Consider the following 25,303-nt stretch of genomic DNA (forward strand, 5'->3'; position numbering starts at 1 on the left):
TTAAACGTGTACCAGTGTACCCTCGTCTTCACCCATGATCACGGCTTTCATGGCGCCGGGCTTGACGATGGAGAAGACCTTGATCGGCAGCTTCTGGTCGCGGCACAGTGCAAACGCGGTGGCGTCCATCACCTGCAGGTTCTTGGCGATCGCTTCGTCGAAGGTGATCGAATTGTAGCGGGTCGCGTGCGGGTCTTTCTTGGGGTCGGCAGTGTAGACGCCGTCGACCTTGGTGGCCTTGAGAACGATCTCGGCCGAGATCTCGGCGCCGCGCAGGGCGGCGGCGGTGTCGGTGGTAAAGAAGGGGTTGCCGGTACCGGCGGCGAACACGACGACCTTGCCCTCTTCCAGATACTGCAGGGCCTTCGGGCGGACATAGGGTTCCACCACCTGCTCGATGCTGATCGCCGACATCACGCGCGCGGTGATGCCGACCTGGCGCATGGAGTCGGCCAGGGCCAGTGCGTTCATGACGGTGGCGAGCATGCCCATGTAGTCCGCGGTGGCGCGGTCCATGCCCTGGGCGCCCGGGGCCACGCCGCGGAAGATGTTGCCGCCGCCGATCACGACCGCCACCTGCACGCCCAGCTTCGCCACTTCCGCCACGTCGGCCACCATGCGGTCGATGGTCGCGCGGTTGATGCCGAACTGGTCGTCACCCATCAGCGCTTCGCCAGACAGTTTGAGGAGGACTCGTTGGTAGGCTGGTTTTGTCATGATGAAGCGGCTCCTATGTTGTGTTTCGAATTCGGGTCTGACCGCCGCCGGGCGACAGTCTCATCTGCAACGACAGATGGTGCGGGCGGCGGCGCACGCCACCAGGGACGCACGCTGCACCACCCTACAAAAACGGGCCTTACGGCCCGCTTTGTTGATTACTGCTTGTTGGCAGCCATCTGGGCTGCGACTTCTGCTGCGAAGTCGTCCACCTTCTTCTCGATGCCTTCGCCGACGACGAACATGGTGAATGCCTTCACGCTGGCGTTCGAGGCCTTCAGGTACTGCTCGATCGACTGCTTGTCGTTCTTCACGAATGCCTGGTTCAGCAGCGAGACTTCTTTCAGGTACTTCTGCACCGAACCGTCGATACGCTTGGCGACGATCTCGGCCGACTGCGGCTGCTTGCCTTCGGCAGTCGCCTTGTCAGCGTCTTCCTGGGCCTTCAGCTGGGCAACCGAACGCTCTTTCTCGATCAGTTCAGCAGGCACTTGCTCTGCCGACAGCGAGACCGGCTTCATTGCAGCGATGTGCATGGCCACGTCCTTGCCGACTTGATCGTCGCCGTCGAACTCGACCATCACGCCGATACGGGCGCCGTGCAGGTAGGAAGCCAGCTTGGCGGTGGTTTCGAAACGCTGGAAGCGGCGAACGGACATATTCTCGCCGATTTTACCGATCAGTGCCGTACGCACGTCGTCGAAGGTCTTGCCTTCGTGCGGCAGGGCTGCCAGGGCGGCGACGTCGGCCGGGTTGTTCTCGGCGATCAGCTTGGCTGCCAGGTTGGCCATGGCCAGGAAGTCGTCGTTCTTGGCGACGAAGTCGGTTTCGCTGTTGATTTCCACCAGCGCGCCGATCTTGCCCGAGATGTAAGCCGCGACCACGCCTTCAGCGGTGACACGCGATGCTGCCTTCGATGCCTTGCCGCCCAGCTTGACGCGCAGGATCTCTTCGGCACGACCCATGTCGCCTTCGGCTTCGGTCAGTGCCTTCTTGCATTCCATCATCGGCGCGTCGGTCTTCGCGCGCAGTTCACCAACCATCGCTGCGGTAATAGCTGCCATGTTGAATTCTCCCAATTGTTTGATGTAGATAGTTCAGTCGCCCAACGGACACCGAACGATAATTTATTGCTAAGCGTCGTGCTTAAAAAAAGGGGGGCTCGTGCCACGGCTCGGCGCCCCCTTCTGATGCTCAGGCAGGTCTGACCTGCCCTACATTATGCCTGCTCGGAAACTTCGACGAAGTCGTCGCCAGCGGCCTTGACCATCTCAACGACTTCGTTGGTGGCGTTGGCGCGGCCTTCCAGGATCGCATCGGCGACGCCGCGTGCGTACAGGGTGATCGCCTTCGACGAGTCGTCGTTACCCGGGATCACGTGGGTGACGCCTTCTGGCGAGTGGTTGGTATCGACCACGCCGATGACCGGGATGCCCAGCTTGCCGGCTTCGGTGATGGCGCCCTTGTGGTAGCCGACGTCGACGACGAAGATCGCGTCAGGCACGCCGCCCAGGTCCTTGATGCCACCGATCGACTTCTGCAGCTTGACCAGCTCGCGCTGGAACATCAGGGCTTCTTTCTTCGACAGCTTCTCGACTTCACCCGACTCGATCTGTGCTTCCATGTCTTTCAGGCGCTTGATCGAGGTCTTGATGGTCTTGAAGTTGGTCAGCATGCCGCCCAGCCAGCGCTGGTCGACGTACGGCACGCCAGCGCGCGCTGCTTCAGCGGCGATGATGTCGCGGGCCTGACGCTTGGTGCCGACCATCAGGATGGTGCCGCGGTTGGCCGAGATCTGCTTGATGGTCTTCATCGCATCCTGGTACATCGCCATGGTTTTTTCCAGGTTGATGATGTGGATCTTGTTGCGATGACCGAAGATGAACGGCGCCATTTTCGGGTTCCAGAAACGGGTCTGGTGACCGAAGTGGATACCGGCTTCCAGCATTTCACGCATAGTAACGGACATGTAATTCTCCAGGGTTGGGTCTTGAACGTGGCCAGTCACCTGTTCGGCACCCTTTTGCGGCCACGTTCGCGATTTCATTAAAAAGACGTTTTTTACAACGTTGCTCGATGCGAATACGAGCAACCCGAGATTCTAGCGGGATTTGAGACACTTTTCAAGTTGGACGTGAGCACTCATGTATTGCCGCGTGGGCGGGGAGACCCGCCCACCCTACGAAAGCTTTATAATGGCGCAATATCGCCCGGCATCCGGGCTAAACTTATTTGCAGGATAAGAATCTATGGCCTCCACCCCCAAGACCCCCGAAGAAATCGAAGGCATGCGCGTCGCCTGCCGCCTCGGCTCCGAAGTGCTCGACTACATCACGCCCTTCGTCAAACCGGGCGTCACGACCGGGGAACTCGACCGCCTGGCCAAGGACTACATGATCAACGTGCAGGGCACGGCGCCGGCCACGCTGAACTATGCGCCGCCGGGCTACCCGCCCTTCCCCGGCTCGATCTGCGCCTCGGTCAACGACGTCATCTGCCACGGCATCCCGGGCGATCGCGTGCTTAAGAGCGGCGATGCGCTGAACATCGACATCACCCCGATCACCAAGGAAGGTTTCCATGGTGACAACAGCCGCATGTTCCTGGTCGGCGAACCGACCATCCTGGCCAAGCGCCTGTCGGAAGTCACCTTCGAGTGCATGTGGCTGGGCATCGCCAAGGTCAAGCCGGGCAACCGCCTGGGCGACATCGGCCACGCGATCCAGCAGCACGCCGAGAAGCACGGCTACAGCGTGGTGCGCGAGTTCTGCGGCCACGGCGTCGGCCGTGTCTTCCACGAAGAGCCGCAGGTGCTGCATTACGGCCGTCCGGGCACCGGCGAAGAGCTGGTTCCCGGCATGATCTTCACCATCGAGCCGATGATCAACGCCGGCCGCCGCGAAATCCGCGAGATGCCGGACGGCTGGACCATCAAGACCAAGGATCGCAGCCTGTCCGCGCAGTGGGAACACACGGTGCTGGTCACCGAGACCGGCGTCGAAGTGCTGACCATGTCGGCCGGCAGCCCGCCGCCGCCCGCCATCGTGCTGCCGCTGCTGCCCCAGTACGCCCCGGCCGAAGCCTAAGGGACGCGACCATGGGCCAGGCGGCGCTTCTCGACAGCTCGCGTACCGAACTTCGCCAGCGGCTCAAGGCCGAGCGCCAGGTCCTGATCGACGCCTTCCACCAGGACGGCAAGCCGGAAAAGCTGCTGCGCGGCCTGCGTACCTGCGTCGACGGCGTGCTCTCGAGCGCCTGGCTTGCCGCCGGCCTGCCCGCCAACACCGCCCTGGTGGGCGTGGGCGGCTACGGCCGCGGCGAACTCTTCCCCTACTCCGACGTCGACCTCCTGATCCTGCTCGGCCAGCCGGCCGACCACATCACCCAGACCAAACTCGAAGCCCTGGTCCAGCTGTTCTGGGACCTCGGCCTGGAGATCGGCCACAGCATCCGCACCGTCGATGAATGCCTGGTCGAATCGCGCGCCGACATCACCGTGCAGACCAGTCTGCTGGAAGCGCGCCTGGTCAGCGGCGATCCCCATCTGTTCGACGAACTGCGCAAGCGCTACCGCGCGGCGCTCGACCCGCAGGCCTTTTTCCAGGCCAAGACTGCCGAGATGCGGCTGCGCCACGCCAAGTACGAATACACCGCCTTCGCGCTCGAACCCAACGTCAAGGAAAGCCCGGGCGCGCTGCGCGACCTGCAGGTGATCATGTGGGTGGCCAAGGCTGCCGGCCTGGCCGAATCCTGGAGCCAGCTGGCGCGCGCCAAGCTGATCACGCGCGCTGAAGCGCGCCAGCTGATGGAGAAGGAGTACGCCTTCAAGGACATTCGCGTGCGCCTGCACCTGCAGACCAAGCGGCGCGAAGACCGGCTGGTGTTCGACGTCCAGACCGCGATCGCCAAGACTTTCGGCCTGGAGAATGCCGACGGCCGCCGCGCCAGCGAATTCCTGATGCAGCGCTACTACTGGGCGGCCAAGGTGGTCACCCAGATGAACACCATCATGCTGCAGAATATCGAGGCCCAGCTGTTCCCGCGCCCCTGCGCGGCGGTGCCGATCGGCGGCGACTTCAACGAACACTTCAACGAAGTCAACGGCTTCATCGACATCGCCGACGACGACACCTTCGAGCGCTTCCCCTCGACCGTGCTCGGGATCTTCGTGGCCATGACCGAGCGCCCCGACATCAAGGGCATGACGGCGCGCACCATGCGTGCGCTGTGGCACGCGCGGAACGTGATCGACGAGGACTTCCGCGCCAACGCGGCCAACAAGGCCCTGTTCCTGCGCGTCCTGAAAGCCCCGAACGGCCTGGTGCACGCGCTGCGGCGCATGAACGACATGGGCGTGCTCGGGCGCTACCTGCCGGCCTTCCGCAGCATCACCGGCCAGATGCAGCACGACCTGTTCCACGTCTACACGGTGGACCAGCACATCATGATGGTGGTGCGTAACCTGCGCCGCTTCACGATGCCGGAACACGCCCATGAATACCCGTTCTGCAGCCAGCTGATCGCCAATTTCCGCGACCGCTGGCTGCTGTACGTGGCGGCCCTGTTCCACGACATCGCCAAGGGCCGCGGCGGCGACCACTCGGAACTGGGCATGCAGGACGCGGCGGACTTTTGCCGCAGCCATGGCATCCCCGAAGCCGACACCGAATTGGTGGTGTTCCTGGTCCAGCAGCACCTGGCCATGTCGACCGTCGCCCAGAAGCAGGACCTGTCCGACCCGGACGTGGTCCAGGCCTTCGCCGCCCTGGTCAAGGACGAGCGCCACCTGACGGCGCTGTATCTGCTCACCGTGGCCGACATCCGCGGCACCAGCCCCAAAGTGTGGAACGCCTGGAAGGCCAAGCTGCTGGAAGACCTGTACAAGGTGACCCTGCGCGTGCTGGGCGGCGAGCCGCACAGCGCCGACCGCGAACTGCGCGCGCGCCAGAAGGAAGCGCTGGCCACGCTGCGCCTGTACGGCCTGCAGGCCGACGCCCACGAAGCACTGTGGAAGCAGCTGGATGTCGCCTACTTCCTGCGCCACGACGCGTCCGACATCGCCTGGCAGACGCGTGCCCTGCACGACAAGGTCGACAACGACAAGCCCGTGGTCAAGGCGCGCCTCGCGCCGATCGGCGAAGGCCTGCAGGTGGCGGTCTACGTCAAGGACCAGCCGGACCTGTTCGCGCGCATCTGCGGCTACTTCGAGCGCAAGAACTTCAGCATCCTCGACGCCAAGATCCACACCACCCGCCACGGCTACGCACTCGACTCCTTCCTCGTCACCGAGGAAAACTTCGCCGGCAGCTACCGCGACATCATCAGCCTGATCGAGCATGAACTGTGCGAGCAACTGGCCTCGCAGGACGCCCTGGCGCCGCCCTCACGCGGCCGGCTGTCGCGCCTGTCGCGCACCTTCCCGGTCACGCCGACGGTCGACCTGCGCCCGGATGAACGCGGCCAGTTCCACGTGCTGTCGGTGGCCGCCAACGACCGCCCCGGCCTGCTGTACGCGATCGCCAGCGTGCTGACCCGCTACCGCATCAACCTGCACACCGCCAAGATCATGACCCTGGGCGAGCGCGTCGAAGACGTGTTCCTGATCGACGGCCCCGCCCTGAACAACCCGCGCACCCAGGTGCAGCTCGAGACCGATCTGCTCGACGCACTCAAGATTTAACCTTTTTTTCCTGTTTCCCCGATGACCGAACCTGTCCGCCTCTCCAAACGTATGTCCGAACTCGGCCTGTCCTCGCGCCGCGAAGCCGATGACTGGATCGCCAAAGGCTGGGTGCGCGTGGACGGCCAGGTGGTCTCGGAGCTGGGCAGCAAGGTGCTGCCGCACCAGAAGATCACGGTCGAACGCCAGGCCGCAGCCGAGCAATCTAAGCGCGTGACGGTCCTGATCAACAAGCCGGTCGGCTACGTCAGCGGCCAGGCCGAGGATGGCTACAAGCCGGCGGTCACCCTGATCAAGCCGGAGAACCGCTGGCCGGACGATCCTTCGCCCGAGCAGTTCCACCCGACCCAGCTGCGCAGTCTGGTGCCGGCGGGGCGCCTCGACATCGATTCGGTGGGCCTGCTGGTGCTGACCCAGGACGGCCGCATCGCCAAGCAGCTGATCGGCGAGAACACGTCGGTCGAGAAGGAATACCTGGTGCGGGTGCAGTACACCAAGCCGGGCACGCTGCCGGAATCCGAGCTGAAAAAGCTGAACCAAGGCCTGTGGATGGACGGGAAGCCGCTGCTGCCGGCCAAGGTGCGCTGGCAGAACGATGACCAGCTCAGTTTCACCCTGCGGGAAGGCCGCAAGCGCCAGATCCGCCGCATGTGCGACATGGTCGGCCTGAAGGTGCTTGGTCTGAAGCGGGTGCGCATCGGGAAGGTCAAGCTCGGCGACCTGCCGCCGGGGCAGTGGCGTTACCTGCGGCCGGACGAGCAGTTTTGAGGCTTTCCGGCCTTATTGGCCGACACAAATGATCCTGGTGTCGTATTGCTGGGCATCGCCCTTCTTTTGCTTCGCCCAACGGATTACTTCCTCCGCTTCGGCGATCGTCATGACGGTCGCTTTTTCCTTGTTCCGGATGAAGGAAACGCCTTCGAATTTGCCTTCCTTGCTGCGCATGACCCGGGCAAATACGGGTGGCTTGTTGCCGTCGTCGGTACGTTTGTTTTGCTGGACGAGGTAACGCTGGTCGATGTTTTCCATGCTGGAGCTCCATGTGGCGAAATGCAGGGGCGCATTGTACGGGGTATTGACGACACCTTGACGATCGGAACGGCAGCCGACGAATTCATCGACCTGCTGCGCGAACATGGCATCGAACACATCATCAACAAGGGCAAGACCAAGCCCCATACGCTGACGCCCTTCGCCCAGGTCAGCGGCACCCGGATCCTGTACCCGCCGGAGGCAGTACAGGAATAGACCGGATCAGTCCCGGCGGCGATCGGCCAGGAACTGCTGGGCGCGCGGATGCTGCGGGTTGGTGAAGAAGTCCTCCGGCTTGGCGCGCTCCAGGATGCGGCCTTCGCTCATGAAGAGGATGCGATCCGCTACTTCGCGTGCGAAGCCCATCTCGTGGGTCACGCAGACCATGGTCATGCCCTGATCAGTCAGCGAACGCATCACCTGCAGCACTTCGCCCACCATTTCCGGATCGAGGGCGCTGGTGGGTTCGTCGAACAGCATGATCGGCGGGCGCATCGCCAGGCTGCGCGCAATCGCCACGCGCTGCTGCTGGCCGCCCGACAGCGCGTTCGGGTAGGCGTCGCGCTTGTGCGCCAGGCCCACCTGTTCCAGCAGCTGCATCGCGTACTCACGGGCTTCTTTCGGGCTCGCGCGCTTCAAGCTGACCGGGGCCAGCGTGCAGTTCTCCAGCACGGTCAGGTGCGGGAACAGGTTGAAGTGCTGGAACACGAAACCGATCCCGGCGCGCAGCTCGTTCGCGTCCAGTCCCTTGGCATGGATGTCGCGGCCATCGATGGCGATAGTGCCGCTGTCGATTTCTTCCAGCCGGTTGAGGGTGCGGATCAGGGTCGACTTGCCGGAACCGGAGGGGCCGCACACGACCACCACCTCGTTCTTTTCCACCTGCTCGCTGACATCGGTAAGCGCGCGATAGTCGCCGTACCACTTGTTGACTTTATCGAGAACGATCATCGTTCGAATCCTTTTACGATGCCTGCCTTGCACCGCGCTGCAGGCGGCGTTCGAGCAGGAAGGCCAGGCGGGACAGGCCGAAACAGAGAATGAAATAGGTCAGCGCCAGGATCAGGTAGACCTCGACCGCCTGCGTGAACACCAGGGTGTTCACCTGGGTCGCGATGAACGAGACCTCGGACAGGCCGATGATGTAGCCGAGCGAAGTCGCCTTGATGGTCGAGACCAGCTGGCTGACGATCGAGGGCAGGCCATTCCTCAGCGTCTGCGGCAGCACCACCAGGCGCAGCGCCTGCGGATAGGACAGGCCAAGCGAACGGGCGCTTTCCAGCTGCCCTTTCGGCAGCGCGCGGATGCCGGCGGCCACAATCTCGGCCAGGTAGATGCCGTCGAACAGCACCAGCACCATCAGCATGGTGGTCGCCTGCCCGGTCTTGACGCCGGTGACCGCCGGCAGGAAGAAGTAGACCCAGAACACCACGAGCAGCAGCGGGACCGCGCGCACCACCTGCACCAGCGCGGCCACCGGCCAGCGGATGGCAGCATGGCTGCTCACGCGCGCCACGCCCAGCAGCAGGCCCAGAGGCATCGCCAGCAGCAGCGCGCCGGCGGATAGCAGCACGGTCAGGCTCAAGCCGCCGAGCGGGCCGTCCGGGTATTGTCCGACAAGGAAGTACAGCCAGTAGGTATCGATCAGTTCGAGCACATTAACCTCATGCCGGACGGACCGGATAACGCCGCTGGAAGATCCAGGCGGCGAAGGAAATCAGGAGCGACACGGTCAAATAGGCCAGGGTCGCGAAGGTGAAGGCTTCGACGCTGCGGAAGGTGGTGGTTTCCACGCGCGCGGCCTGGTACATCAGTTCGGCGGCGCCGATGACGGTCGCCACGCTGGTGTCCTTCCACAGGTTGACGGTCTGCGACAGCAGCGGCGGGATCGAGGCGCGGAACGCCTGCGGCAGCAGCACCAGGCGCACGCTGGCAAAGCGCCCCAGGCCAAGCGAGCGCGCGGCTTCCAGCTGGCTGGCTGGCACCGCGCGGATACCGCTGCGGATATCCTCGGCCATGTGCACGCCGCTGTACAGCGCCAGCGCGATCACGGCGCACACCGCTTCCGGGTTGTGCGCGTACAGGAACTCACGCGCCGCTTCCGGCAGCAGCTCGGGGAAAGCGAAGTACCAGAACAGCAGGTGCGCCAGCAGTGGCACGTTGCGGATCGCTTCGACAATTGTCGAACCGACGGCGCGCAGCAGCGCGATGCTGGACGTGCGCATGACGGCGAGCAGCGCGCCGAAGGGCAAGGCCACGACGAAGGCGGCTGCAGTCAGCTGAAGGGAAAGGATGAGCCCCTGCACCAGCCATTCATGGTACTGGCCGGATTGCAGGATACTGGGATCGAAAAACTGCAAAACTTAAATCTTGTCGGCGCTGATCTTGAAAGTGCGCTTGGCGATGTTGGCGCGGGTACCAGGACCGTACCATTTGTTGAACAGCTTCTCGGCTTCGCCGCTCGCTTCCAGGCCGCGCAGGGTCTCGTCGACCACAGCCTTCAGGCTTTTTTCGCCCTTGCGCAGGCCGAGCGCGATCGCTTCAATGCCGATGCTGGTCGGCAGGATGGTGAAGCCCTTCGCGGCCGGGCCCAGCTTGCCGTAGTCGGCCAGCAGCGAGGACTCGTCGTTCACGTAGGCGACGCCCTTCCCCTGGCGCAGGGCCTGGAAGGCCTGCTGGGTGTTTTCGAAGGTGACCACTTCCGCGCTCGGTACGGCGGCGCGGATGTTGGTTTCCTGGGTGCCGCCGCGGACCGTCACGACCTTCTTGCCCGCCAGCTGGGGCAGCGCGCTGATGCCGCTACCTGCACGCACCATGACTTTCGAGCCGGTGACGAAGTGGGTCAATGCGAAGTCGACCTGCGACTCGCGTTCCTTGTTGTGGGTGAGCGTGGCGGCCAGCACGTCGACATGGCCCTGCTGCAGCTCGGGAATCCGGGCCGAGACCGACATCTGCTTGAACTTGGGTGTGACGCCGATCTTCTTCGCGACCGCAGTCGCGATGTCGATCTCGTAACCGACCAGCTGGCGGGTCTTCGGATCGATGAAGCTGTTCGGCTCGTCCGTGCCCAGCACGCCGAACACGATCTCGCCTTTCTTCTTGATGTCCGCGAGTTGGTCGGCCTGCGCGGCGGCGCTGGCAGCAAGGTTGGCGGACAGGGCGAGCGCACCGATGAGGATGTGACGGCGGGTGAACATGTTCTTCTTCTCCAGACTACAAAAATTCGATCGCAACAGTATAGGCCATCATCTTGCATGGCCGAACGATCAATTAGCGATAAGAAAATGCGCCCTGACACATAAGCGCCGAGAAATCTTCAGCCAGCCGTGCCCGGCGTCACGCATGCTAAAGTAGCAAGAAGAACACGAAATCTGCGGAGGCAGCATGCTGGTCGTTACCTACAACGTCAATGGAATCGGCGCCCGCCTGGGCGCCCTGCTCGAGTATCTCGGGGAACGCAAGCCGGATGTGGTCTGCCTGCAGGAGCTGAAAGCGCCGCAGGAGAAGTTCCCCGAAAGCGCGATCCGGGAAGCCGGCTACCACGCCATCTGGCACGGCCAGAAGAGCTGGAACGGCGTCGCCATCCTCACCCGCGACGGCCCGGCGCAGGAAGTGCAGCGCGGCCTGCCGGGCGACCCGACCGACGAACAGAGCCGCTACATCGAGGCGGTCTACCAGGGCCTGCTGGTCTGCGGCCTCTATCTGCCGAACGGGAATCCGGCGCCGGGACCGAAGTTCGACTACAAGCTGGCCTGGATGGAGCGCTTGATCCAGCGCGGCGCCGAGCTGCTCGAAGCGAAGGTGCCGGTGGTGATGTGCGGCGACTTCAACGTGATTCCGACCGACCTCGACGTGTACAAGCCGGAACGCTGGGTCGACGACGCCCTGTTCCGGCCAGAATCGCGGGAAGCCTTCGAGCGCCTGATGTCTCAGGGCTGGACCGACTCGCTGCGTACCCTGTATCCGGACCAGGTGATCTACACCTTCTGGGATTACTTCCGCAACGCCTTCGGCCGCGACGCCGGCATCCGCATCGACCACCTGCTGCTCAGCCCTGCCCTGGCGCCCGCGCTGCGCGGCGCCGGCGTCGACAAGTTCCAGCGCGCGAAGGAAAAGCCGAGCGACCACGCGCCGACCTGGGTCGAGCTGGACATGGACGCGGTGGTGCAGCCGAAGGGCAAGCACTGAGCCGGCTTTAGGCTAAGATGCTGGTTTGCCAACGCTTAGGCCCGCCATGCTCACGCCAGAACAGTTCTTCGGTTTCCTCACCGCCGCCATCCTGATCACGCTCTCGCCCGGCCCCGACAACATGATGGTGCTGGGCGTCGGTATCGCCAAAGGACGTGCGCGCGGCATCGCGTTCGGCCTCGGCTGCGCGCTTGGGTGTTTGAACCACACGCTGCTGGCGGCAATCGGCGTGAGCGCGCTGATCGCGGCGTCGCCGACGGCCTTCACGGCGCTGAAGATCGCCGGTGGCCTGTACCTGATCTGGATGGGGATTGGTGCGTTGCGCAGTCGCGGCGTTGCACAGGCTGCGGGCGTGGTGCCGGACGAATCGGCGCGCCAGCTGTTCTTCAAGGGGCTGCTGGCGAATGCGATCAATCCGAAGGTGGTGCTGTTCTTCCTGTCCTTCCTGCCGCAGTTCGTGGTGGCGTCGCGTGGGGATGCGAACTGGCAGATTGCCTGGCTGGGACTGACCTTTACGGTGCAGGCGGCGGTGCTGTTTGGATTGCTTGGTTACTTTTCGGGCGCGATTGGACAGTGGCTCAATCGGACCCCGCGGGCAGGCATGTGGTTGGATCGGATCGCGGGCGCGATTTTCGTCGGCCTGGGCCTGCGCTTGATCGTGGCGCGCTGATACGCCTCCTCTTTCTACCAACCCTTGCCCGTCATTCCCGCGCAGGCGGGAATCCAAGTTTGTTCGCGGTTCGCTAGCAGAAACTGGGTCCCGGCCTTCGCCGGGACGACGGTCTTTAGGATAACGGTACTAAGGCTTACAGGGCAATGCTGACCTTTGCCGCCGGCTGCTTGCGCGCCGCCAGCGGCACTTCCAGCAGCTGATGCTTGCCGTTCCAGTCAAACGCAACTGCACGCCCATCCACCGTCACCGCGCGCGGCTTCTTCTCGACATTGTGCACCTTGAGCGCGAACCCACGCTCCGCGGCAGCTTGCGCCTTGCCGGTCTCGGTCTGCAGCGCAATCTCGAGCTTCCCGTCCGCATAGCTGCTGGCGAAACGCACGATCTCGTACTTGCCCTTGGCATAGGCATCGGCCGTCTCGCCATCGTCGTCATACATTTTCCCTTCGCCGCGCTTGACGCTGGCGTCGTGGTAGTAGTGCAAGTCGATATTGCGGGTCGAATAGTCGCGCGTGGTCTGCACCACCTTCGCCATCGGAATAAAGGCGCCGGCGCGCACGTACACCGGAATATTCGCCTCGACCGGCTTCACCACCTCGAGAATGCCGCCGAGGTGCTTCTCGCCCGTGTGGAAGTCGAACCAGACGCTGTCCTTCACCGGGAACTGGACTTCCTTGCGCGTCGCGCCCGGCTCCACGATCGGCGCCACCAGGAAGTCCTGGCCCCACAGGTAGGTCGAGGACAGCGAGGTGACCTCGCCATCCTCGAACAGCACGGGACGCATCAGCGGCATGCCGGTCTGGCTGTTCTCGAAAGCGAGCGTGTAGTTATACGGCAGCATGGCGTAGCGCAGCCACACCGCTTCGCGCGCCAGCACCTTGGTGCGCTCGGCGCGGAACACCGGCTCCGGTGGCACATCCGATTGCGCGTGCGGACGGAAGATCGGCTGGAACACGCCGTACTGCAGCCAGCGCACGTACAGCTCGTCGTCCAGCACGGGACCGGCGAAACCACCGAGGTCCGAGTGCATGTAGGCCAAGCCCTGCATGCCCATCTGGAGCGAGATCTCCATCTGCGACTGCAGTCCGCCCCAGCCGCGGCTGACATCGCCCGACCAAGGGATCATGCCGAAGCGCTGCGAACCGGAATAGCCGGAGCGCATCAGGATGAAGGGACGCTCGTTCGGGAACTCCTTCTTGTAGCCTTCCTCGATCAGGCGCGCCCAGTCGTGGCCGTAGATATTGTGGACCTGGTCCGCACTCTTGCCGCCGCCATGCTGCACCCAGGACGGATGCACTTCTGGCTCACCGAGGTCGCCCCACCAGCCGCTCACGCCGCCGGCCTTGAGGCCCTTGTAGATGTCCCAGAACCAGTCGCGGCCCTGCTGGGTGTACAGGTCGACGATGCCGGTGTTCCCGAAGTAGAAATCGTAGGTGGCTGGTTTACCCGCCTTGTCCGTGGCCAGCGCCTTGCGCTCGACCGCTTCCTGCCAGCGCTGCGAGGTAGTCAAGACAAATGGCTCGGTGATGACGATGGTCTTCACGCCCTTCTGCTTGAAGTCCGCCATCATCTTCTCGGCGTTCGGAAAGGTGTCGCGGTCCCAGGCCAGGTTGCCCATGGTGCCCTTGACCTCTTTGCCGAACCAGAACAGGTCGAGCACCACCGCGTCCAGCGGAATCTTCTCGTGCGCGAACTTGTCGACCACGGCGCGCGTCTCCGCCTCGCTCTTGTAGCCGAAGCGGCTGGCGAAGTTACCGAAGGCCCAGCGCGGCGGCAGCGGCTGGCGGCCGGTCAGGCTGGTGTAATTGGCCATGACGTCGCCCCAGCTGTCGCCGGCGACCACTTGGTAAGTCTTGCGCCCGCCGATCACCTCGTAGCGCAGCGTGCCGTCCTTGCGGCTGTCGAAGTCGAGGAAGCCGACCTGCGGATTGTCGAAGTGGATCGCGTACTTCTTCGACGAGAGCGCGACCGGGATCGTGAAGTTCAGCAGCGTCGAGGTCTTGCCGTAGCCGTAGTCGGCCTTGTTATAGAGCTGGAAGCGGTTGCCGCGACGGTTCATGCCGACCGCGCGCGCACCGGCGCCATACAGGGCCTCGCCGTCTTCCAGCGCGAATTCGATGGTCTCCAGTTTGTCGCCGCGGGCGTAGCCGCCCTTCTCCGCGACCAGCGGATTGCCCTTGTACAGGTAGCTGATGCGGAAGGGCTTCTTGTCGACCACGACGGTGATGCCTGGCGTCGCGAACTCGATGCGGTTCCCTTCGTTCTTCAGCGTGGCGCCGACGTCGACAGGCGCCAGCACCACGGCATGCGAGGCGGCGTCGAACTGCTGGCCATTCGGAATGAAAGTTGTCTCGACGACATGCGCCGAATACGGCTTGATCAGGTAGCGGCCATCGCTGGTGGCCAGCTCCAGCGTGTTCTGGTTACGGGTGACGCCTTGTAACTGGCGCTCGGCGTTCTGGGCGAAGGCGAGCGGACTGGCGAGCAGGCACAGGAGAAGCCGGGCGATCGTGGTTTTCGTCATGGGGTCTCGGTTTTGATTTGTGAACGGCAAGCGAGAGCATGACAGAAAACCGCGCCATGAAAAAGTGGCAATGTAATTAAATTACAGGATCGGCTCGATGCACCAGCGAGCTTTCCACCCCAGCACGACCTCCAGCCCCGGCGCTCATGTAGCCGGACTTCGTCGCGTCTGCGCGCTCAGCGCAGGTAGGACATCACATTGTTGGCCACACGCGCCGCTTCGGCGTCGGTGAGCGGCAGGCTGCGGAAGGCGGCCCAGGCGTCGCGCGGGCGCACCTCGGCGCCGGCCGCGGCGTCGGAACCGTACAGCACCCGCTCCATGCCGACCTGGCGCAGGCGCCGCACCAGGCGGCGCGCATCGGCGGCCGACAGGCTCGGGCGCGCAAAGGTGGTGACATCGACCCAGACGTGGCGCATGCGCGGGTCGCGCCGCGCGGCGGCATCGGCCAGCACGGCGAGCCCCGCCAGCTGCGGCGCGGCTTCGCGTTCGCCGGAATACGCCACCTGCACCGGCACGTCGGGGGCGTGCGCCAGCAGCTGTTCGATCAGCAGGCGCGCCTCGCGCGTGCCGGTCTCGCCCAACTGCAGCACGATCGCCATGCCGCGCGCATTCGCCGAACGGAACACGCGGCGCAGGCGTTCGACCTGTTCGGGATCGTCCAGCTGGACGCCGCCTTCCGCCGGCTGCAAGCGGATGGCGCGGCCGAATTCAGGACTGGCGGCGCAGCGCGCCAGCTCGGCCAGCGCATAGTCCTTGAGCGGGTCGACGCTGCACAGCGCCACCAGGCGGTTCGGGTATTCGGCGGCCTGGCGCGCGGCCCAGTCGTTCTCGGCGCGCACCCGCTGGTATTCCTCGCCCGGCGAGCGCACCGGCTGTCCATACACGTAGGCCACCGACAGCACGGCGGCGCGTTCGATGCCGGCGGCGTCGAGCTGCGGGATCACGTCGCGGGCCGACACCGGCCGCATGCTCGGCGAGGACGAGGACAGGAAGGCCGCGGCCGCGGGGCTGTACACGTACTGCTGGTGGTCGGCGAGAGGCGCCGCGGGCACGGCAGGCGCTGCGTTCACCGCGCCGATCGGCAGTCCCTGCACGCCCAGGATCGCGCACAACAAAACGGAAAGACGCCTCATACATACACCTCGCACAGGATGGGCCGGCAGCCAAACTGATACCGGACAAAAGGCCATCTTATCTCATTGGCACGACCGACTGTCAAGATTGCATGATTCATGCGCCTCGCGTAGCATCCCCTGATCCCGCCGCCAGGGCGGACAAAACAAGAGAGCAAGGAGACACATGAAGAACGATATTCCGGCGCAGGTGGGCCAGCCCATCGGCCAGACCCGCTCATTCCTCACGGTCGCGCTGATCGAGCTGTGGGAGCGCTTCGGCTACTACGGCATGCAGGCGCTGATCGTCTATTTCATGGTGCAGCGCCTGGGCTTCGAGGACAGCCGCGCCAACCTGGTCTGGGGCGCGGCGGCGGCGCTGATCTACGTGGCGCCGGCCATCGGCGGCTGGATCGGCGACAAGGTGCTCGGCACGCGCCGCTGCATGATCCTCGGCGCGCTGATCCTGACCCTCGGCTACGCGCTGATGGGCGTCCCCACCACCAACACCTGGATGACCTTCTCCGCGCTGGGCGTGATTGTGGTCGGCAACGGCCTGTTCAAGCCCAACACGGCCAACCTGGTGCGCAAGATCTACGAGGGCGACGATTCCAAGATCGACAGCGCCTTCACCATCTATTACATGGCGGTCAACGTCGGCTCGACCTTCTCGATGCTGGCCACGCCGGCCATCAAGGACTACGTCAACGCCACTTATGGCGGTGAACTCGGCTGGCATGTGGCCTTTGCGGCGTGCAGCGTCGGCCTGACCATCGGCCTGCTCACCGTGGGCGTGCTGCGCAAGACCATCGGCCATATCGGCTCGCCGCCGGATGCCGAACCGCTGCGCATGAACCGCCTGCTAGCGGTGCTGGCGGGCGGTGTGCTGGCGGTGGCGGCATCGGCCGTCATCCTCGAGTACCGCGAACTGGCGCGCGCCTTTGTCTACGTCGCCGGCCTGGTCGTGCTGGGCATCTTCTTCCACCTGATCCGCACCAGCCAGCCGAGCGAGCGCGCCGGCCTGATCGCGGCCCTGGTGCTCACCCTGCAGACCGTGTTCTTCTTCATCTTCTACCAGCAGATGTCGACCTCGCTGTCGCTGTTCGCGCTGCGTAACGTCGACCTCGAGTTCACCGTGCTGGGCGCCCACCTGTGGACCTGGTCGCCGGCCCAGTTCCAGGCGCTGAACGCGATCTGGATCATGGTCCTGAGCCCGGTGCTGGCCTGGATCTACACCCATGCCGGCAGCAGCGGCAAGGACATCTCGATCGCCGGCAAGTTTGCGCTCGGCTTCGCGGTGGTGGCGGCCGGCTTCTTCACCTACGGCGTCGCCGGGGCGTTTGCGGTGAACGGCCTGACCTCGTCCTGGATCATGATCGCGGGCTACGGCCTGTATTCGCTGGGCGAACTGCTGGTGAGCGGCCTGGGCCTGGCCATGATCGCGCGCTACGTGCCGGCACGCATGGGCGGCTTCATGATGGGCGCCTACTACGTCGGCGTCGGCATTTCGCAGTACCTGGGCGGGCTGGTGGCGAACATTGCCGCGGTACCGGAAGGGATGACGGATCCGCTGCAGACGCTGACGGTCTATACGAGCCTGTTCAATAAACTGGGAATGGCGGCGATTGTGTGCACTCTGATTGCGCTGGCGGCGCTGCCCTTGATGCGTCGTCTCACCGCGACGCACCACGCGCATCAATGATGTTCGTTTGACGGGGTGGGCGGCATAGCGGCTACGCGCCCCGGCCCACCCTACGGTATGATGCTGGATCAGATTTTTCGGATTCCGGCATGTCCCTTCCTATCCCCACCGAGACCCACACCGCGCACGCCCTCCAGGTTGCGCAGCGTGTCCACGCCATCGAACCGTTCCGCGTCATGGAAATGGTCAAAGCCGCCGGCGAAATGAAGCGCAGCGGTATCGACGTCATCAGCATGAGCGTGGGCGAGCCCGACTTCACCGCGCCCGACATCGTCGCCCACGCGGCCATGGAAGCCATCAAGGGCGGCATCACCCAGTACACCGATTCGCTCGGCCTGCGCGAACTGCGCGAGGCGATCGCCGGCCACTACGCGGCCGTGCACGGCCTCGACATCGATCCGCGTCGCATCGTCGTCACGGCAGGCGCCTCGGCCGGCCTGCTGCTGGCCTGCGCCGCGCTGGTCGCCGACGGCGACGAGGTCTTGATGCCGGACCCGTGCTACCCATGCAACCGCCACTTCGTCTCCGCTTTCGGTGGCAAGCCGGTGCTGATCCCTGCGGGAAGCAGCGACCGCTACCAGTTGAGCAGCGCCCACGTCGACGCCAACTGGAGCGCGCGCACGCGCGGCGTGCTGGTGGCCTCCCCCTCGAACCCGACCGGCACCTCGATGACGCCGGAGCAGCTGCGCGACATGCTGGCGGCAGTGCGCGCACGCAGCGGCTTCGCCATCATCGACGAGATCTACCAGGGCCTGTCCTACGACCACAAGCCCGTCAGCGCGCTGGCGCTGGACCCGGACGTCATTACCGTCAACAGCTTCTCGAAGTACTTCAGCATGACCGGCTGGCGCCTGGGCTGGCTGGTGGTGCCGGAAGCGCTGGTGCCGACTTTTGAAAAGCTGGCGCAGAACCTGTTCATCTGCGCGCCCACCGTAGCGCAGCAGGCCGCGCTGGCCTGCTTCACCCAGGAAGCGCTGGAGATTTACGAGGAGCGGCGCCGCGAGTTCCAGCGCCGCCGCGACTACCTGGTGCCGGCCCTGCGCGAGCTCGGCTTCCAGGTGCCGGTGATGCCCGACGGCGCCTTCTACGTGTACGCCGACATCAGCGCCCTGACCCATGCGCACGCCAACGACAGCACCGCCTTTGCCTGGTCGGTGCTGCGCGAAGCCCATGTGGCGATCGTGCCGGGAGACGATTTCGGATTTGCGGCGCCTAGCCGCCATGTGCGCTTCTCGTACGCGACGAAGCTGGAGCGTATCGAAGAAGCGGTAGAGCGCCTGGCGCGTTTCCTTCGCGGCTAGTCAGGCGCCCTGCCGGACCTCGCGCGCTTCGCCGACCAGTTCGAGCAGGGCGTCCGGCGCGGCCGGCTTGACCAGGTAGCGGTCGAAGCCGGAGCCCAGCGCGCGTTCGCGGTCTTCATTCTGGCCGTAGCCCGACAGGGCGATGGCGAACGGTGTGTCCGCGCCCTCGCTGCCGCGCAGGCGCTTGACGACTTCCAGTCCATCCAGCCCGGGAAGGCCGATATCGCAGATGACGATGTCGAAGCGCCGCGCCTGCGCCGCCGCCAGGCCCGCGTGCCCGTCGTAGGCCACCGCCACTTCATGGCCGGCCAGTTCCAGCAGCGTACGCATGGTGTCGCAGGCGTCCACATTGTCTTCGATGAGCAGGATGCGGCAGGCGCCTTCGGCGGTGCTCGGCCCGGCCGGAAGTTCAGGGGCCGGGGTGAGCGTGGCCGACAGCGGCAGACGCACCGTGAAGGTGCTGCCCTCGCCCTCGCCCGCGCTCTCGGCCGCCACCGTCCCGCCATGCATGCCGACCAGGTTGCGCACCACGTTCAGGCCGATACCCAGCCCTCCTTCGGAACGCGCCAGCGAGCGTGGCCCCTGGATGAACAGGTCGAAGATCTGCGGCAGCATGTCGCCGGCGATACCGGAGCCGTTGTCGCTCACCTGCACCACGACCTGCTCGCCCTCGCGCCAGGCGTGCAGCCCGATGCGGCCACCGTCGCGGGTGTACTTGGAGGCGTTGCCGAGCAGGTTGGCGAAGACCTGGATCAGGCGCACCGGGTCGCCGTCGATGGTCAAGGCCTCGTCGGGCAGCGCGACGTCCAGCTGTTGCCCGCGCTCGCGGATGCGCGGCGCCACCGTTTCGATCGCCTGGTCGAGGGCGCCCGCCAGCGCCAGCGGACGCACCGAGAGGGTGATCTTGCCGCTGCTGATGCGGGCAGCGTCGAGCAGGTCGTCGAGCAGGTGCGCCATGTGGTCGACCTGGCGCCGCACCACCCCGGCGACGTGAGACAGCTGGACCGAGGAACCTGCCAGGCTCCCCAGCAGGCTGGCCGACATGCTCAGCGGCGCCAGCGGATTGCGCAGCTCGTGCGCCAGCATGGCGAGGAACTCGGTCTGGCGGCGGTTGGTGGCTTCGGCCAGGTCGCGCAGGGACTGGGCGCTGACGGTCGCCAGCACCAGGTTTTCATTCGCTTCGCGCAGCTGGACGACCTGCTCTTCCAGCAGGTCGCGTTCGCGCGCCAGGATCCGCGCTTGCGACAGCTCGGCCTCGAGGACCGCGATGCGCTGCCGCAGCTCCTGCTGGTCTTGCGACGGGCCGGCGGAGCACTCGCTATCGCCCATCAGGGAACGTTGTTCGGATGCGACGCCTAATTCATCAAACGTTCCCATGTGTCCTCACTCGCCCCGGTTGGCGCGGTCCGTGGCGCCGAACAGCACGCCGTTGACGGGGGCCGCGATGGGGTCGATCTCGAGCCCCTCGTCCGTGATCCGGTACTCGCGGACATCGGTGCTGTGGCTGGTCCCGCGCACCTTGACCACCGACATGTACTTGCGTACCTGGCCATCGCTCTCGGCGTAGCGCATGCCCACGACGGCATCGGTGATGTAGGCCATATCCGGCCGGGTGTAGTTCATGTTGATCACCGGTTCGTCGAGGCCGATGGTAACCAGCACCGTGACGCCGCGTTTGGCCAGGCTGCTCAGCATGCGGAATACACCGTCGCGCAGGTCGCGCCGGCATTCGGGCGCCAGGTACAGGTTCACCTCGGACAGCGAATCGATGACCACGCGGCTGGCCTTGCTGCGGTCGATCGCGGTCAAGAGCTCGTCTTCCAGCTCTTCCATCGTCAGGTCAATCAGGCGGCTTTCCACCACATGCACCTTACCTGAACGGACCATGTCCGCCAGTTCCGCATTGCGCAGGCGCGCGGTGCCCTTTTCAAAGCACATCAGCACGCCGTTCTCGCCGCGCGCGGCGCCGGCCTGCAGGAAGCGCGTGCCGATGATGGTCTTGCCCGAGCCGGTCGGGCCGATGACCAGCATCGAATGGCCCTGCGGCAGGCCGCCGTGGAGAAGTTCGTCGAGGCCGGGCGTACCGGTCGGGATGCGCAGTGGATTGACGTCCACCGCGGGACCCGGTGCGCGATCCGCAGCCAGCGGCGGCAACATCCGCGGGTAGATGCGCAGCCCGTGGTCCGTGATGCGGAAGGTGTGCGAGCCCGACATGTGGGCCTGGCCGCGCATCTTGACGATGCGGACCTTGCGCACGATGGCAGCGCGCTCGGACTGCTGGCTCAGGGCGATCACGCCGTCGGCCACCGTCATGATCGGGTTTGCTTCGGTATCGTCGTGCTGGTACTCGCCGATCAGGAAGGTGGTCGCCATCCAGCTGGTCATGCGGGTGCCGAGCTCCTGCACGAAGTGTTGCAGGTCGCTCATGCCCTCGTTGCCGTTGCGGGCGGTCTGGATGACCGAACGGAAGGAATCGACGAACACCAGGCTCGGGCCGAATTCTTCGACTTCCCGGGTGATGCGCTCGAGCACGCCGTTGAAGTCTCCGGCGCGCAGGTCATTCGTCAGGTTGACATAGCGGATGGCGCTGCCGACCTTTTCCATGTCGAAGAAGGAATACTGCTGCTGGTAGCGCAGCATCTTCAGGGGCGGTTCGCCCAGCACCGTGAAGAACAGGGCGCGACGTTCGGGGGTGGCCAGCGCGAACATCATCTGGTGCGCCATGGTCGTCTTGCCGCAACCGGGTGATCCGGTGATCAGGTTGAACGAATACTCGTTCAGTCCACCGCCCAGGAGAATATCGAGCCCGGGTACACCCGTGGCCAATTTTCCCAAGCTTACTTTGTCGCTCATTTATTTCTGCTCCTGTGCATTCTTCTGCAGGCTTGCCGCCATGTCCGGAGTGGCCGTTGCCGACGCGAGCAGGCGCTGCGTCAGCCCCTCCCCAATCAGTGCGGCAAGCAATTGGGTGAAGGTACGCAGCAAGGCGTCGTTGGTGGCTGCCGCCCGCTCGGCGTCGACCAGGGCCATGCGTTCTTCCAGCGCGCCGAAGAGCTGCTCGGGCGAGCGGCACGGCTGCTGTGGGATCAGCCAGGCGTAGTCGGGCCCCACCACATGGCAGGCGCGGCTGAACAGCGCACAGAAACCGCTTTCGCCGATGAGCGGGCAGAGCTGCTGAGCAATGCGCCGCCACGGCGACAGCAAGCTGGCGCACTCCGTAGCCTGTCCTGACGGGCCCTTGCTAGTCATCATGTCTTCGTTAAGGAACAATGTATGCCGCTTTTCGTTAATCTTTCCCGCGAACGGGTGTCGCCCCCGCTTTCGGTATAGGGGCATTATAGCCTGTGACGCAACTGCACTGGCCATTTTGCAATGTTGTATCTATGTATTTAGTGCGCAGCAAGTCTATCCCCGCTAAGATGGATATTGCCGAGCAATAAAGCTCTTTTGATGTGGAACAACAAACATGAATAAAAAGCTGGGCGCCGTCCTTCCGGCGGTATGCATAGTGTTGAGTTTGGCTGCGGGCCCCGCAGGCGCCGCGACCCATGCGGACGAACGCTTCAAGACAATCTACACCAAAGAGTGGAAATGGCGGATTTCGGAGCGCCTGGCCCGTGCGGAGGACGAGCGCGGCGTCAGCCCGACGATCGCGCGCGTGGATGCAGCGGCGCAGGAGGCGCGCCGCGCCTACTGGGAAGGCATTCTCAAGGAGCTCGACACCATCAAGCCGGCCGACCTGTCGAAGGACGAGCGGGTCAACTTCGCCGTGTACCGCGCCCAGATCGCCGCCCTGGCGGACGCCCAGCGCTTCCGCGAGTTCGAGCAGCCGGTGAACGCCGACAGCGCCTTCTGGACCAACGTCACTTATAGCGCGCGCCGTCCGTTCAAGACGGTCGAGGACTACCACAACTACCTGAAGCAGCTGGCCGCCCTGCCCGACTATTTCACCCAGGAGACCGCCAACATGCGCGCCGGCCTGGCGCGCGGTTTCACGCCCCCGCAGGTCACGCTGCAGGGCCGCGACGTGGCCCTGGTGCCGATCGCCGAAGCCAAAACCCCGCAGGAGACGGTGTTCTTCAACCCGTTCAAGACCATGCCGGCGACGGTGCCCGTCCCCGAACAGGAAGCCTTGAAAACCCAGGCCGCCGCCGTGATCCGCGAGCAGGTGCAGCCGGCCTACGCAAAGATGCTGGCCTTCTTCCGCAGCGAATACCTGCCCAAGGCGCGCACCACGCTCGCCGCCGAGTCCATGCCCGGCGGGAAGGCCTATTACCAGTCGAAGATCGTCGAGTTCACCACCACCAACCTCACCGCGGAGCAGATCCACGCCATCGGCCTGTCCGAGATGGCGAAGATCCGCGCCGAGATGATGGACACCATGAAGAAGGTCGACTTCAAGGGCGACCTGCCGGCATTCCTGGCCTTCCTGCGCACCGATCCGCAGTTCTACGCCAAGACACCTAAGGAACTCCTGATGCACGCGGCCTGGACCGCCAAGAAGTTCGACGCCAAGGCCGACCAGTACTTCGGCTACCTGCCGCGCCGCCGCTTCGCGATCCTCCCGGTGCCGGACGACCAGGCGCCGTTCTATACGGCGGGCCGCGGCGGTTCCGGCTCCTACTGGGTCAACACCTGGAACCTGCCGGCGCGCGCGCTCTACAGCCTGCCCGCCCTGACCCTGCACGAATCGGCGCCGGGGCACGCCTTCCAGATGCCAGTGGCGCAGGAACAGAAAGGCGTGCCGAACTTCCGCCGCGCCTACATCTCGGCCTTCGGCGAAGGCTGGGCCCTGTACTCGGAGCGCCTGGGCGTGGAGATGGGCATCTACGAGACCCCCTACGAACACTTCGGCATGCTGAGCTACCAGGCCTGGCGCGCGTCGCGCCTGGTGGTCGACACCGGCATCCACGCCAAGGGCTGGACACGCGAGCAAGCGCAGAACTACCTGATGGAGAACACGGCGCTCGCCAAGCATGAGGTGGAGACGGAGGTCGACCGCTATATTTCGTGGCCGGGACAGGCGCTGTCTTACTACCTGGGACAGATGGCGATCCAGGAAGCGCGGGCGCGCGCGGAAAAGGCGCTGGGGCCGAAGTTCGATATCCGGAACTTCCACGATACCGTGCTGCAGCTGGGCTCGGTGCCGTTGCCGGTGCTGCAGCAAAGGATCGATGCGTTTATTGCGGAGGGGGGGCCGAGTCCGTATCCGAAGGAAGGCTAACTCGGTTCGCAGAACACTTGGATCCCGGCCTGCGCCGGGATGACGTTGGTTTAGATTGTGAGATAGCTAGCGTTATTAGTACCTGTAGCTTTGAAACCGTCATCCCGGCGCAGGCCGGGATCCAAGTTAAGCCCGCTTACTCGAACAGCTTGAACTTGAGCTGAAACGACACCCCACCATACAAGCGGTCCTTGTACGTCGGGATGATCCCCACATTCAGCCCCACCCGCTTGTACTCATAAGTCAGCGTCGGAATCGCTGCCGGGAACCAGCCGCCATTGCGCATGTTCGGATAGCCGTCGAAAGCCGCCACCGCCACGCCGACGCGCACTGGCCCCACCGCATACGGCTGCCAGATCAAGCCCGCATAATTCGACCATTGCCGGTCGCTGTTGTAGAAGCGCCCAACCGTGGCGGCCATGGTGCCGCTCCAGCGGTACTCGGCGCCCAGCCCCTTGTTGGCGCCGTTCAGGTCCTTGTCGCTGTCGAAGTGCGCGGTGGCGAAGCCGGTGTCGAGCCAGAATTCGCTCTTCGGCGCCGGATCGATCTTGGTGAACAAATCATCGGCCTGCGCCAGCGGCGCTGCCAGCAGCACGGAAAGGAAAAGTGCGCGCATCAGTCGTCGGCCTTCGGATCGAGATCGGGGAACATCACTTCGGTAAAGCCGAAGCGGGAAAAGTCGCGGATGCGCATCGGGTACAGAATGCCCAGCAGGTGGTCGACTTCGTGCTGCACCACACGCGCATGGAAACCCTCGGCGTCGCGCTTGATGACATTTCCATATTGATCGAAGCCTTCGTAACGCAGCTTGGTATAACGCGGCACGCTGCCACGCAGGCCAGGGACCGACAGGCAGCCTTCGAAGCCCTCTTCCATTTCTTCGGACAAGGGCGTGAGCACCGGATTGATCAGGACCGTCTCCGGCACCGGTGGCGCGCTTGGATAGCGCTGGTTTTTCGCGAAGCCAAAGATCACCAGCTGCAGGTTGGCGCCGATCTGCGGCGCAGCCAGGCCGGCGCCGTTCGCCGCATGCATGGTCTCGAACATGTCCGCAACCAGGGCGTGCAGTTCGGGCGTGTCGAAACACTCCACCTTCTCGGCCACGCGCAGCAGGCGCGGGTCGCCCATGCGCAGGATTTCGCGGACGGCCATG

Annotated in this window: 24 protein-coding genes; 9 read left to right on the forward strand and 15 right to left on the reverse strand. The window is 64.6% G+C overall.

Annotation, left to right across the window (positions count from 1 at the left end; translation table 11 throughout):
• The 3 genes from pyrH to rpsB form a co-directional block, all read right to left on the reverse strand.
• Entirely contained in the window at window positions 1–717 is a 717-nt protein-coding gene (gene pyrH, locus GV068_RS10130; protein ID WP_159697201.1) for a UMP kinase, read from the reverse strand.
• A 158-nt stretch (window positions 718–875) separates the two neighbouring features.
• Window positions 876–1,781 carry a translation elongation factor Ts gene (gene tsf / locus GV068_RS10135; RefSeq protein ID WP_159697202.1) on the reverse strand — a complete coding sequence of 302 codons (906 nt, stop codon included), beginning with the start codon at window positions 1,779–1,781 and terminating at the stop codon, window positions 876–878.
• 155 nt (window positions 1,782–1,936) lie between these two features.
• Window positions 1,937–2,686: a 30S ribosomal protein S2 gene (gene rpsB / locus GV068_RS10140; RefSeq protein WP_159697203.1), complete on the reverse strand. Its 750-nt coding sequence runs from the start codon at window positions 2,684–2,686 to the stop codon at window positions 1,937–1,939.
• 280 nt (window positions 2,687–2,966) lie between these two features.
• On the opposite strand from rpsB, the gene map reads away from it, so the two are divergent.
• From map to GV068_RS10155, 3 genes are read left to right on the forward strand one after another with little or no spacing between them, the layout of a single operon-like run.
• Window positions 2,967–3,803, forward strand: coding sequence for a type I methionyl aminopeptidase (gene map, locus GV068_RS10145; protein ID WP_159697204.1), 837 nt, complete (start codon window positions 2,967–2,969; stop codon window positions 3,801–3,803).
• Between the two features lie 11 nt (window positions 3,804–3,814).
• A complete protein-coding gene (locus tag GV068_RS10150) occupies window positions 3,815–6,397 on the forward strand; it encodes a [protein-PII] uridylyltransferase (RefSeq protein ID WP_159697205.1) in 2,583 nt (860 codons plus the stop codon).
• Window positions 6,398–6,418: 21 nt separating this feature from the next.
• A complete protein-coding gene (locus tag GV068_RS10155; RefSeq protein ID WP_159697206.1) occupies window positions 6,419–7,165 on the forward strand; it encodes a pseudouridine synthase in 747 nt (248 codons plus the stop codon).
• A gap of 12 nt (window positions 7,166–7,177) precedes the next feature.
• Here GV068_RS10155 and GV068_RS10160 read toward each other — a convergent pair whose 3' ends face one another.
• A complete protein-coding gene (locus GV068_RS10160) occupies window positions 7,178–7,426 on the reverse strand; it encodes a hypothetical protein (protein WP_159697207.1) in 249 nt (82 codons plus the stop codon).
• Window positions 7,427–7,483: 57 nt separating this feature from the next.
• On the opposite strand from GV068_RS10160, the gene GV068_RS10165 reads away from it, so the two are divergent.
• Window positions 7,484–7,645, forward strand: a complete 162-nt coding sequence (locus tag GV068_RS10165; protein WP_159697208.1) for a hypothetical protein — start codon at window positions 7,484–7,486, stop codon at window positions 7,643–7,645.
• 6 nt (window positions 7,646–7,651) lie between these two features.
• Here the strand turns inward: GV068_RS10165 and GV068_RS10170 are convergent, their stop codons facing one another.
• Genes GV068_RS10170 through GV068_RS10185 form a run of 4 tightly spaced genes read right to left on the reverse strand, consistent with a single transcriptional unit; the run spans window position 7,652 to window position 10,626 of the window.
• Window positions 7,652–8,380: an amino acid ABC transporter ATP-binding protein gene (locus GV068_RS10170; RefSeq protein ID WP_159697209.1), complete on the reverse strand. Its 729-nt coding sequence runs from the start codon at window positions 8,378–8,380 to the stop codon at window positions 7,652–7,654.
• A 13-nt stretch (window positions 8,381–8,393) separates the two neighbouring features.
• The gene (locus GV068_RS10175; protein ID WP_159697210.1) at window positions 8,394–9,086 is read right to left on the reverse strand and encodes an amino acid ABC transporter permease; all 693 of its coding nucleotides are present in this window, start codon (window positions 9,084–9,086) and stop codon (window positions 8,394–8,396) included.
• 7 nt (window positions 9,087–9,093) lie between these two features.
• Window positions 9,094–9,789: an amino acid ABC transporter permease gene (locus tag GV068_RS10180; RefSeq protein WP_159697211.1), complete on the reverse strand. Its 696-nt coding sequence runs from the start codon at window positions 9,787–9,789 to the stop codon at window positions 9,094–9,096.
• 3 nt (window positions 9,790–9,792) lie between these two features.
• Window positions 9,793–10,626 carry an ABC transporter substrate-binding protein gene (locus tag GV068_RS10185; protein ID WP_159697212.1) on the reverse strand — a complete coding sequence of 278 codons (834 nt, stop codon included), beginning with the start codon at window positions 10,624–10,626 and terminating at the stop codon, window positions 9,793–9,795.
• A gap of 187 nt (window positions 10,627–10,813) precedes the next feature.
• Between GV068_RS10185 and xth the strand changes: the two genes are divergently transcribed.
• Together xth and GV068_RS10195 are read left to right on the forward strand one after the other, a co-directional pair.
• Window positions 10,814–11,617 (forward strand): exodeoxyribonuclease III, encoded by an 804-nt coding sequence (gene xth, locus GV068_RS10190; protein WP_159697213.1) that lies wholly within the window; start codon window positions 10,814–10,816, stop codon window positions 11,615–11,617.
• Window positions 11,618–11,663: 46 nt separating this feature from the next.
• The gene (locus GV068_RS10195; RefSeq protein WP_159697214.1) at window positions 11,664–12,287 is read left to right on the forward strand and encodes a LysE family translocator; all 624 of its coding nucleotides are present in this window, start codon (window positions 11,664–11,666) and stop codon (window positions 12,285–12,287) included.
• A gap of 136 nt (window positions 12,288–12,423) precedes the next feature.
• Here GV068_RS10195 and GV068_RS10200 read toward each other — a convergent pair whose 3' ends face one another.
• Both GV068_RS10200 and GV068_RS10205 read right to left on the reverse strand, forming a co-directional pair.
• Entirely contained in the window at window positions 12,424–14,811 is a 2,388-nt protein-coding gene (locus GV068_RS10200; protein WP_159697215.1) for a TIM-barrel domain-containing protein, read from the reverse strand.
• A gap of 176 nt (window positions 14,812–14,987) precedes the next feature.
• A complete protein-coding gene (locus GV068_RS10205; protein WP_159697216.1) occupies window positions 14,988–15,944 on the reverse strand; it encodes an amidohydrolase family protein in 957 nt (318 codons plus the stop codon).
• 166 nt (window positions 15,945–16,110) lie between these two features.
• On the opposite strand from GV068_RS10205, the gene GV068_RS10210 reads away from it, so the two are divergent.
• Together GV068_RS10210 and GV068_RS10215 are read left to right on the forward strand one after the other, a co-directional pair.
• The gene (locus GV068_RS10210) at window positions 16,111–17,625 is read left to right on the forward strand and encodes a peptide MFS transporter (RefSeq protein ID WP_159697217.1); all 1,515 of its coding nucleotides are present in this window, start codon (window positions 16,111–16,113) and stop codon (window positions 17,623–17,625) included.
• Between the two features lie 89 nt (window positions 17,626–17,714).
• Complete coding sequence (locus GV068_RS10215) at window positions 17,715–18,926, forward strand: pyridoxal phosphate-dependent aminotransferase (protein WP_159697218.1); 1,212 nt, start codon at window positions 17,715–17,717, stop codon at window positions 18,924–18,926.
• On the opposite strand, the gene GV068_RS10220 is transcribed toward GV068_RS10215, so the two are convergent.
• Genes GV068_RS10220 through GV068_RS10230 form a run of 3 tightly spaced genes read right to left on the reverse strand, consistent with a single transcriptional unit; the run spans window position 18,927 to window position 22,130 of the window.
• Entirely contained in the window at window positions 18,927–20,255 is a 1,329-nt protein-coding gene (locus tag GV068_RS10220) for an ATP-binding protein (RefSeq protein WP_229464000.1), read from the reverse strand.
• 54 nt (window positions 20,256–20,309) lie between these two features.
• Window positions 20,310–21,779 carry an ATPase domain-containing protein gene (locus GV068_RS10225; protein ID WP_159697220.1) on the reverse strand — a complete coding sequence of 490 codons (1,470 nt, stop codon included), beginning with the start codon at window positions 21,777–21,779 and terminating at the stop codon, window positions 20,310–20,312.
• Complete coding sequence (locus GV068_RS10230) at window positions 21,780–22,130, reverse strand: hypothetical protein (protein WP_229464002.1); 351 nt, start codon at window positions 22,128–22,130, stop codon at window positions 21,780–21,782.
• Between the two features lie 304 nt (window positions 22,131–22,434).
• Between GV068_RS10230 and GV068_RS10235 the strand changes: the two genes are divergently transcribed.
• The gene (locus tag GV068_RS10235) at window positions 22,435–24,150 is read left to right on the forward strand and encodes a DUF885 family protein (RefSeq protein WP_229464549.1); all 1,716 of its coding nucleotides are present in this window, start codon (window positions 22,435–22,437) and stop codon (window positions 24,148–24,150) included.
• A 136-nt stretch (window positions 24,151–24,286) separates the two neighbouring features.
• Here GV068_RS10235 and GV068_RS10240 read toward each other — a convergent pair whose 3' ends face one another.
• Together GV068_RS10240 and def are read right to left on the reverse strand one after the other, a co-directional pair.
• Complete coding sequence (locus tag GV068_RS10240) at window positions 24,287–24,766, reverse strand: hypothetical protein (RefSeq protein ID WP_159697223.1); 480 nt, start codon at window positions 24,764–24,766, stop codon at window positions 24,287–24,289.
• A complete protein-coding gene (gene def, locus GV068_RS10245; protein WP_159697224.1) occupies window positions 24,766–25,302 on the reverse strand; it encodes a peptide deformylase in 537 nt (178 codons plus the stop codon). Before def ends, GV068_RS10240 begins: the two co-directional genes overlap by 1 nt.
• Window position 25,303 lies beyond the last annotated feature (1 nt).

The organism is Massilia sp. 9I (assembly GCF_902506415.1).
Lineage (GTDB): Bacteria > Pseudomonadota > Gammaproteobacteria > Burkholderiales > Burkholderiaceae_D > Telluria.

What these genes read in the sequence shown, in the direction of transcription:
- tsf (WP_159697202.1), bottom strand. Translation starts at nt 1,781, where the DNA reads ATGGCAGCTATTACCGCAGCGATGGTTGGTGAACTGCGCGCGAAGACC.
- GV068_RS10220 (WP_229464000.1), bottom strand. Translation starts at nt 20,255, where the DNA reads ATGGGCGATAGCGAGTGCTCCGCCGGCCCGTCGCAAGACCAGCAGGAG.
- def (WP_159697224.1), bottom strand. Translation starts at nt 25,302, where the DNA reads ATGGCCGTCCGCGAAATCCTGCGCATGGGCGACCCGCGCCTGCTGCGC.
- GV068_RS10225 (WP_159697220.1), bottom strand. Translation starts at nt 21,779, where the DNA reads ATGAGCGACAAAGTAAGCTTGGGAAAATTGGCCACGGGTGTACCCGGG.
- GV068_RS10205 (WP_159697216.1), bottom strand. Translation starts at nt 15,944, where the DNA reads ATGAGGCGTCTTTCCGTTTTGTTGTGCGCGATCCTGGGCGTGCAGGGA.
- xth (WP_159697213.1), top strand. Translation starts at nt 10,814, where the DNA reads ATGCTGGTCGTTACCTACAACGTCAATGGAATCGGCGCCCGCCTGGGC.
- GV068_RS10200 (WP_159697215.1), bottom strand. Translation starts at nt 14,811, where the DNA reads ATGACGAAAACCACGATCGCCCGGCTTCTCCTGTGCCTGCTCGCCAGT.
- GV068_RS10160 (WP_159697207.1), bottom strand. Translation starts at nt 7,426, where the DNA reads ATGGAAAACATCGACCAGCGTTACCTCGTCCAGCAAAACAAACGTACC.
- GV068_RS10155 (WP_159697206.1), top strand. Translation starts at nt 6,419, where the DNA reads ATGACCGAACCTGTCCGCCTCTCCAAACGTATGTCCGAACTCGGCCTG.
- pyrH (WP_159697201.1), bottom strand. Translation starts at nt 717, where the DNA reads ATGACAAAACCAGCCTACCAACGAGTCCTCCTCAAACTGTCTGGCGAA.
- rpsB (WP_159697203.1), bottom strand. Translation starts at nt 2,686, where the DNA reads ATGTCCGTTACTATGCGTGAAATGCTGGAAGCCGGTATCCACTTCGGT.
- GV068_RS10215 (WP_159697218.1), top strand. Translation starts at nt 17,715, where the DNA reads ATGTCCCTTCCTATCCCCACCGAGACCCACACCGCGCACGCCCTCCAG.
- GV068_RS10150 (WP_159697205.1), top strand. Translation starts at nt 3,815, where the DNA reads ATGGGCCAGGCGGCGCTTCTCGACAGCTCGCGTACCGAACTTCGCCAG.
- GV068_RS10195 (WP_159697214.1), top strand. Translation starts at nt 11,664, where the DNA reads ATGCTCACGCCAGAACAGTTCTTCGGTTTCCTCACCGCCGCCATCCTG.
- GV068_RS10240 (WP_159697223.1), bottom strand. Translation starts at nt 24,766, where the DNA reads ATGCGCGCACTTTTCCTTTCCGTGCTGCTGGCAGCGCCGCTGGCGCAG.
- GV068_RS10170 (WP_159697209.1), bottom strand. Translation starts at nt 8,380, where the DNA reads ATGATCGTTCTCGATAAAGTCAACAAGTGGTACGGCGACTATCGCGCG.
- GV068_RS10185 (WP_159697212.1), bottom strand. Translation starts at nt 10,626, where the DNA reads ATGTTCACCCGCCGTCACATCCTCATCGGTGCGCTCGCCCTGTCCGCC.
- GV068_RS10210 (WP_159697217.1), top strand. Translation starts at nt 16,111, where the DNA reads ATGAAGAACGATATTCCGGCGCAGGTGGGCCAGCCCATCGGCCAGACC.
- map (WP_159697204.1), top strand. Translation starts at nt 2,967, where the DNA reads ATGGCCTCCACCCCCAAGACCCCCGAAGAAATCGAAGGCATGCGCGTC.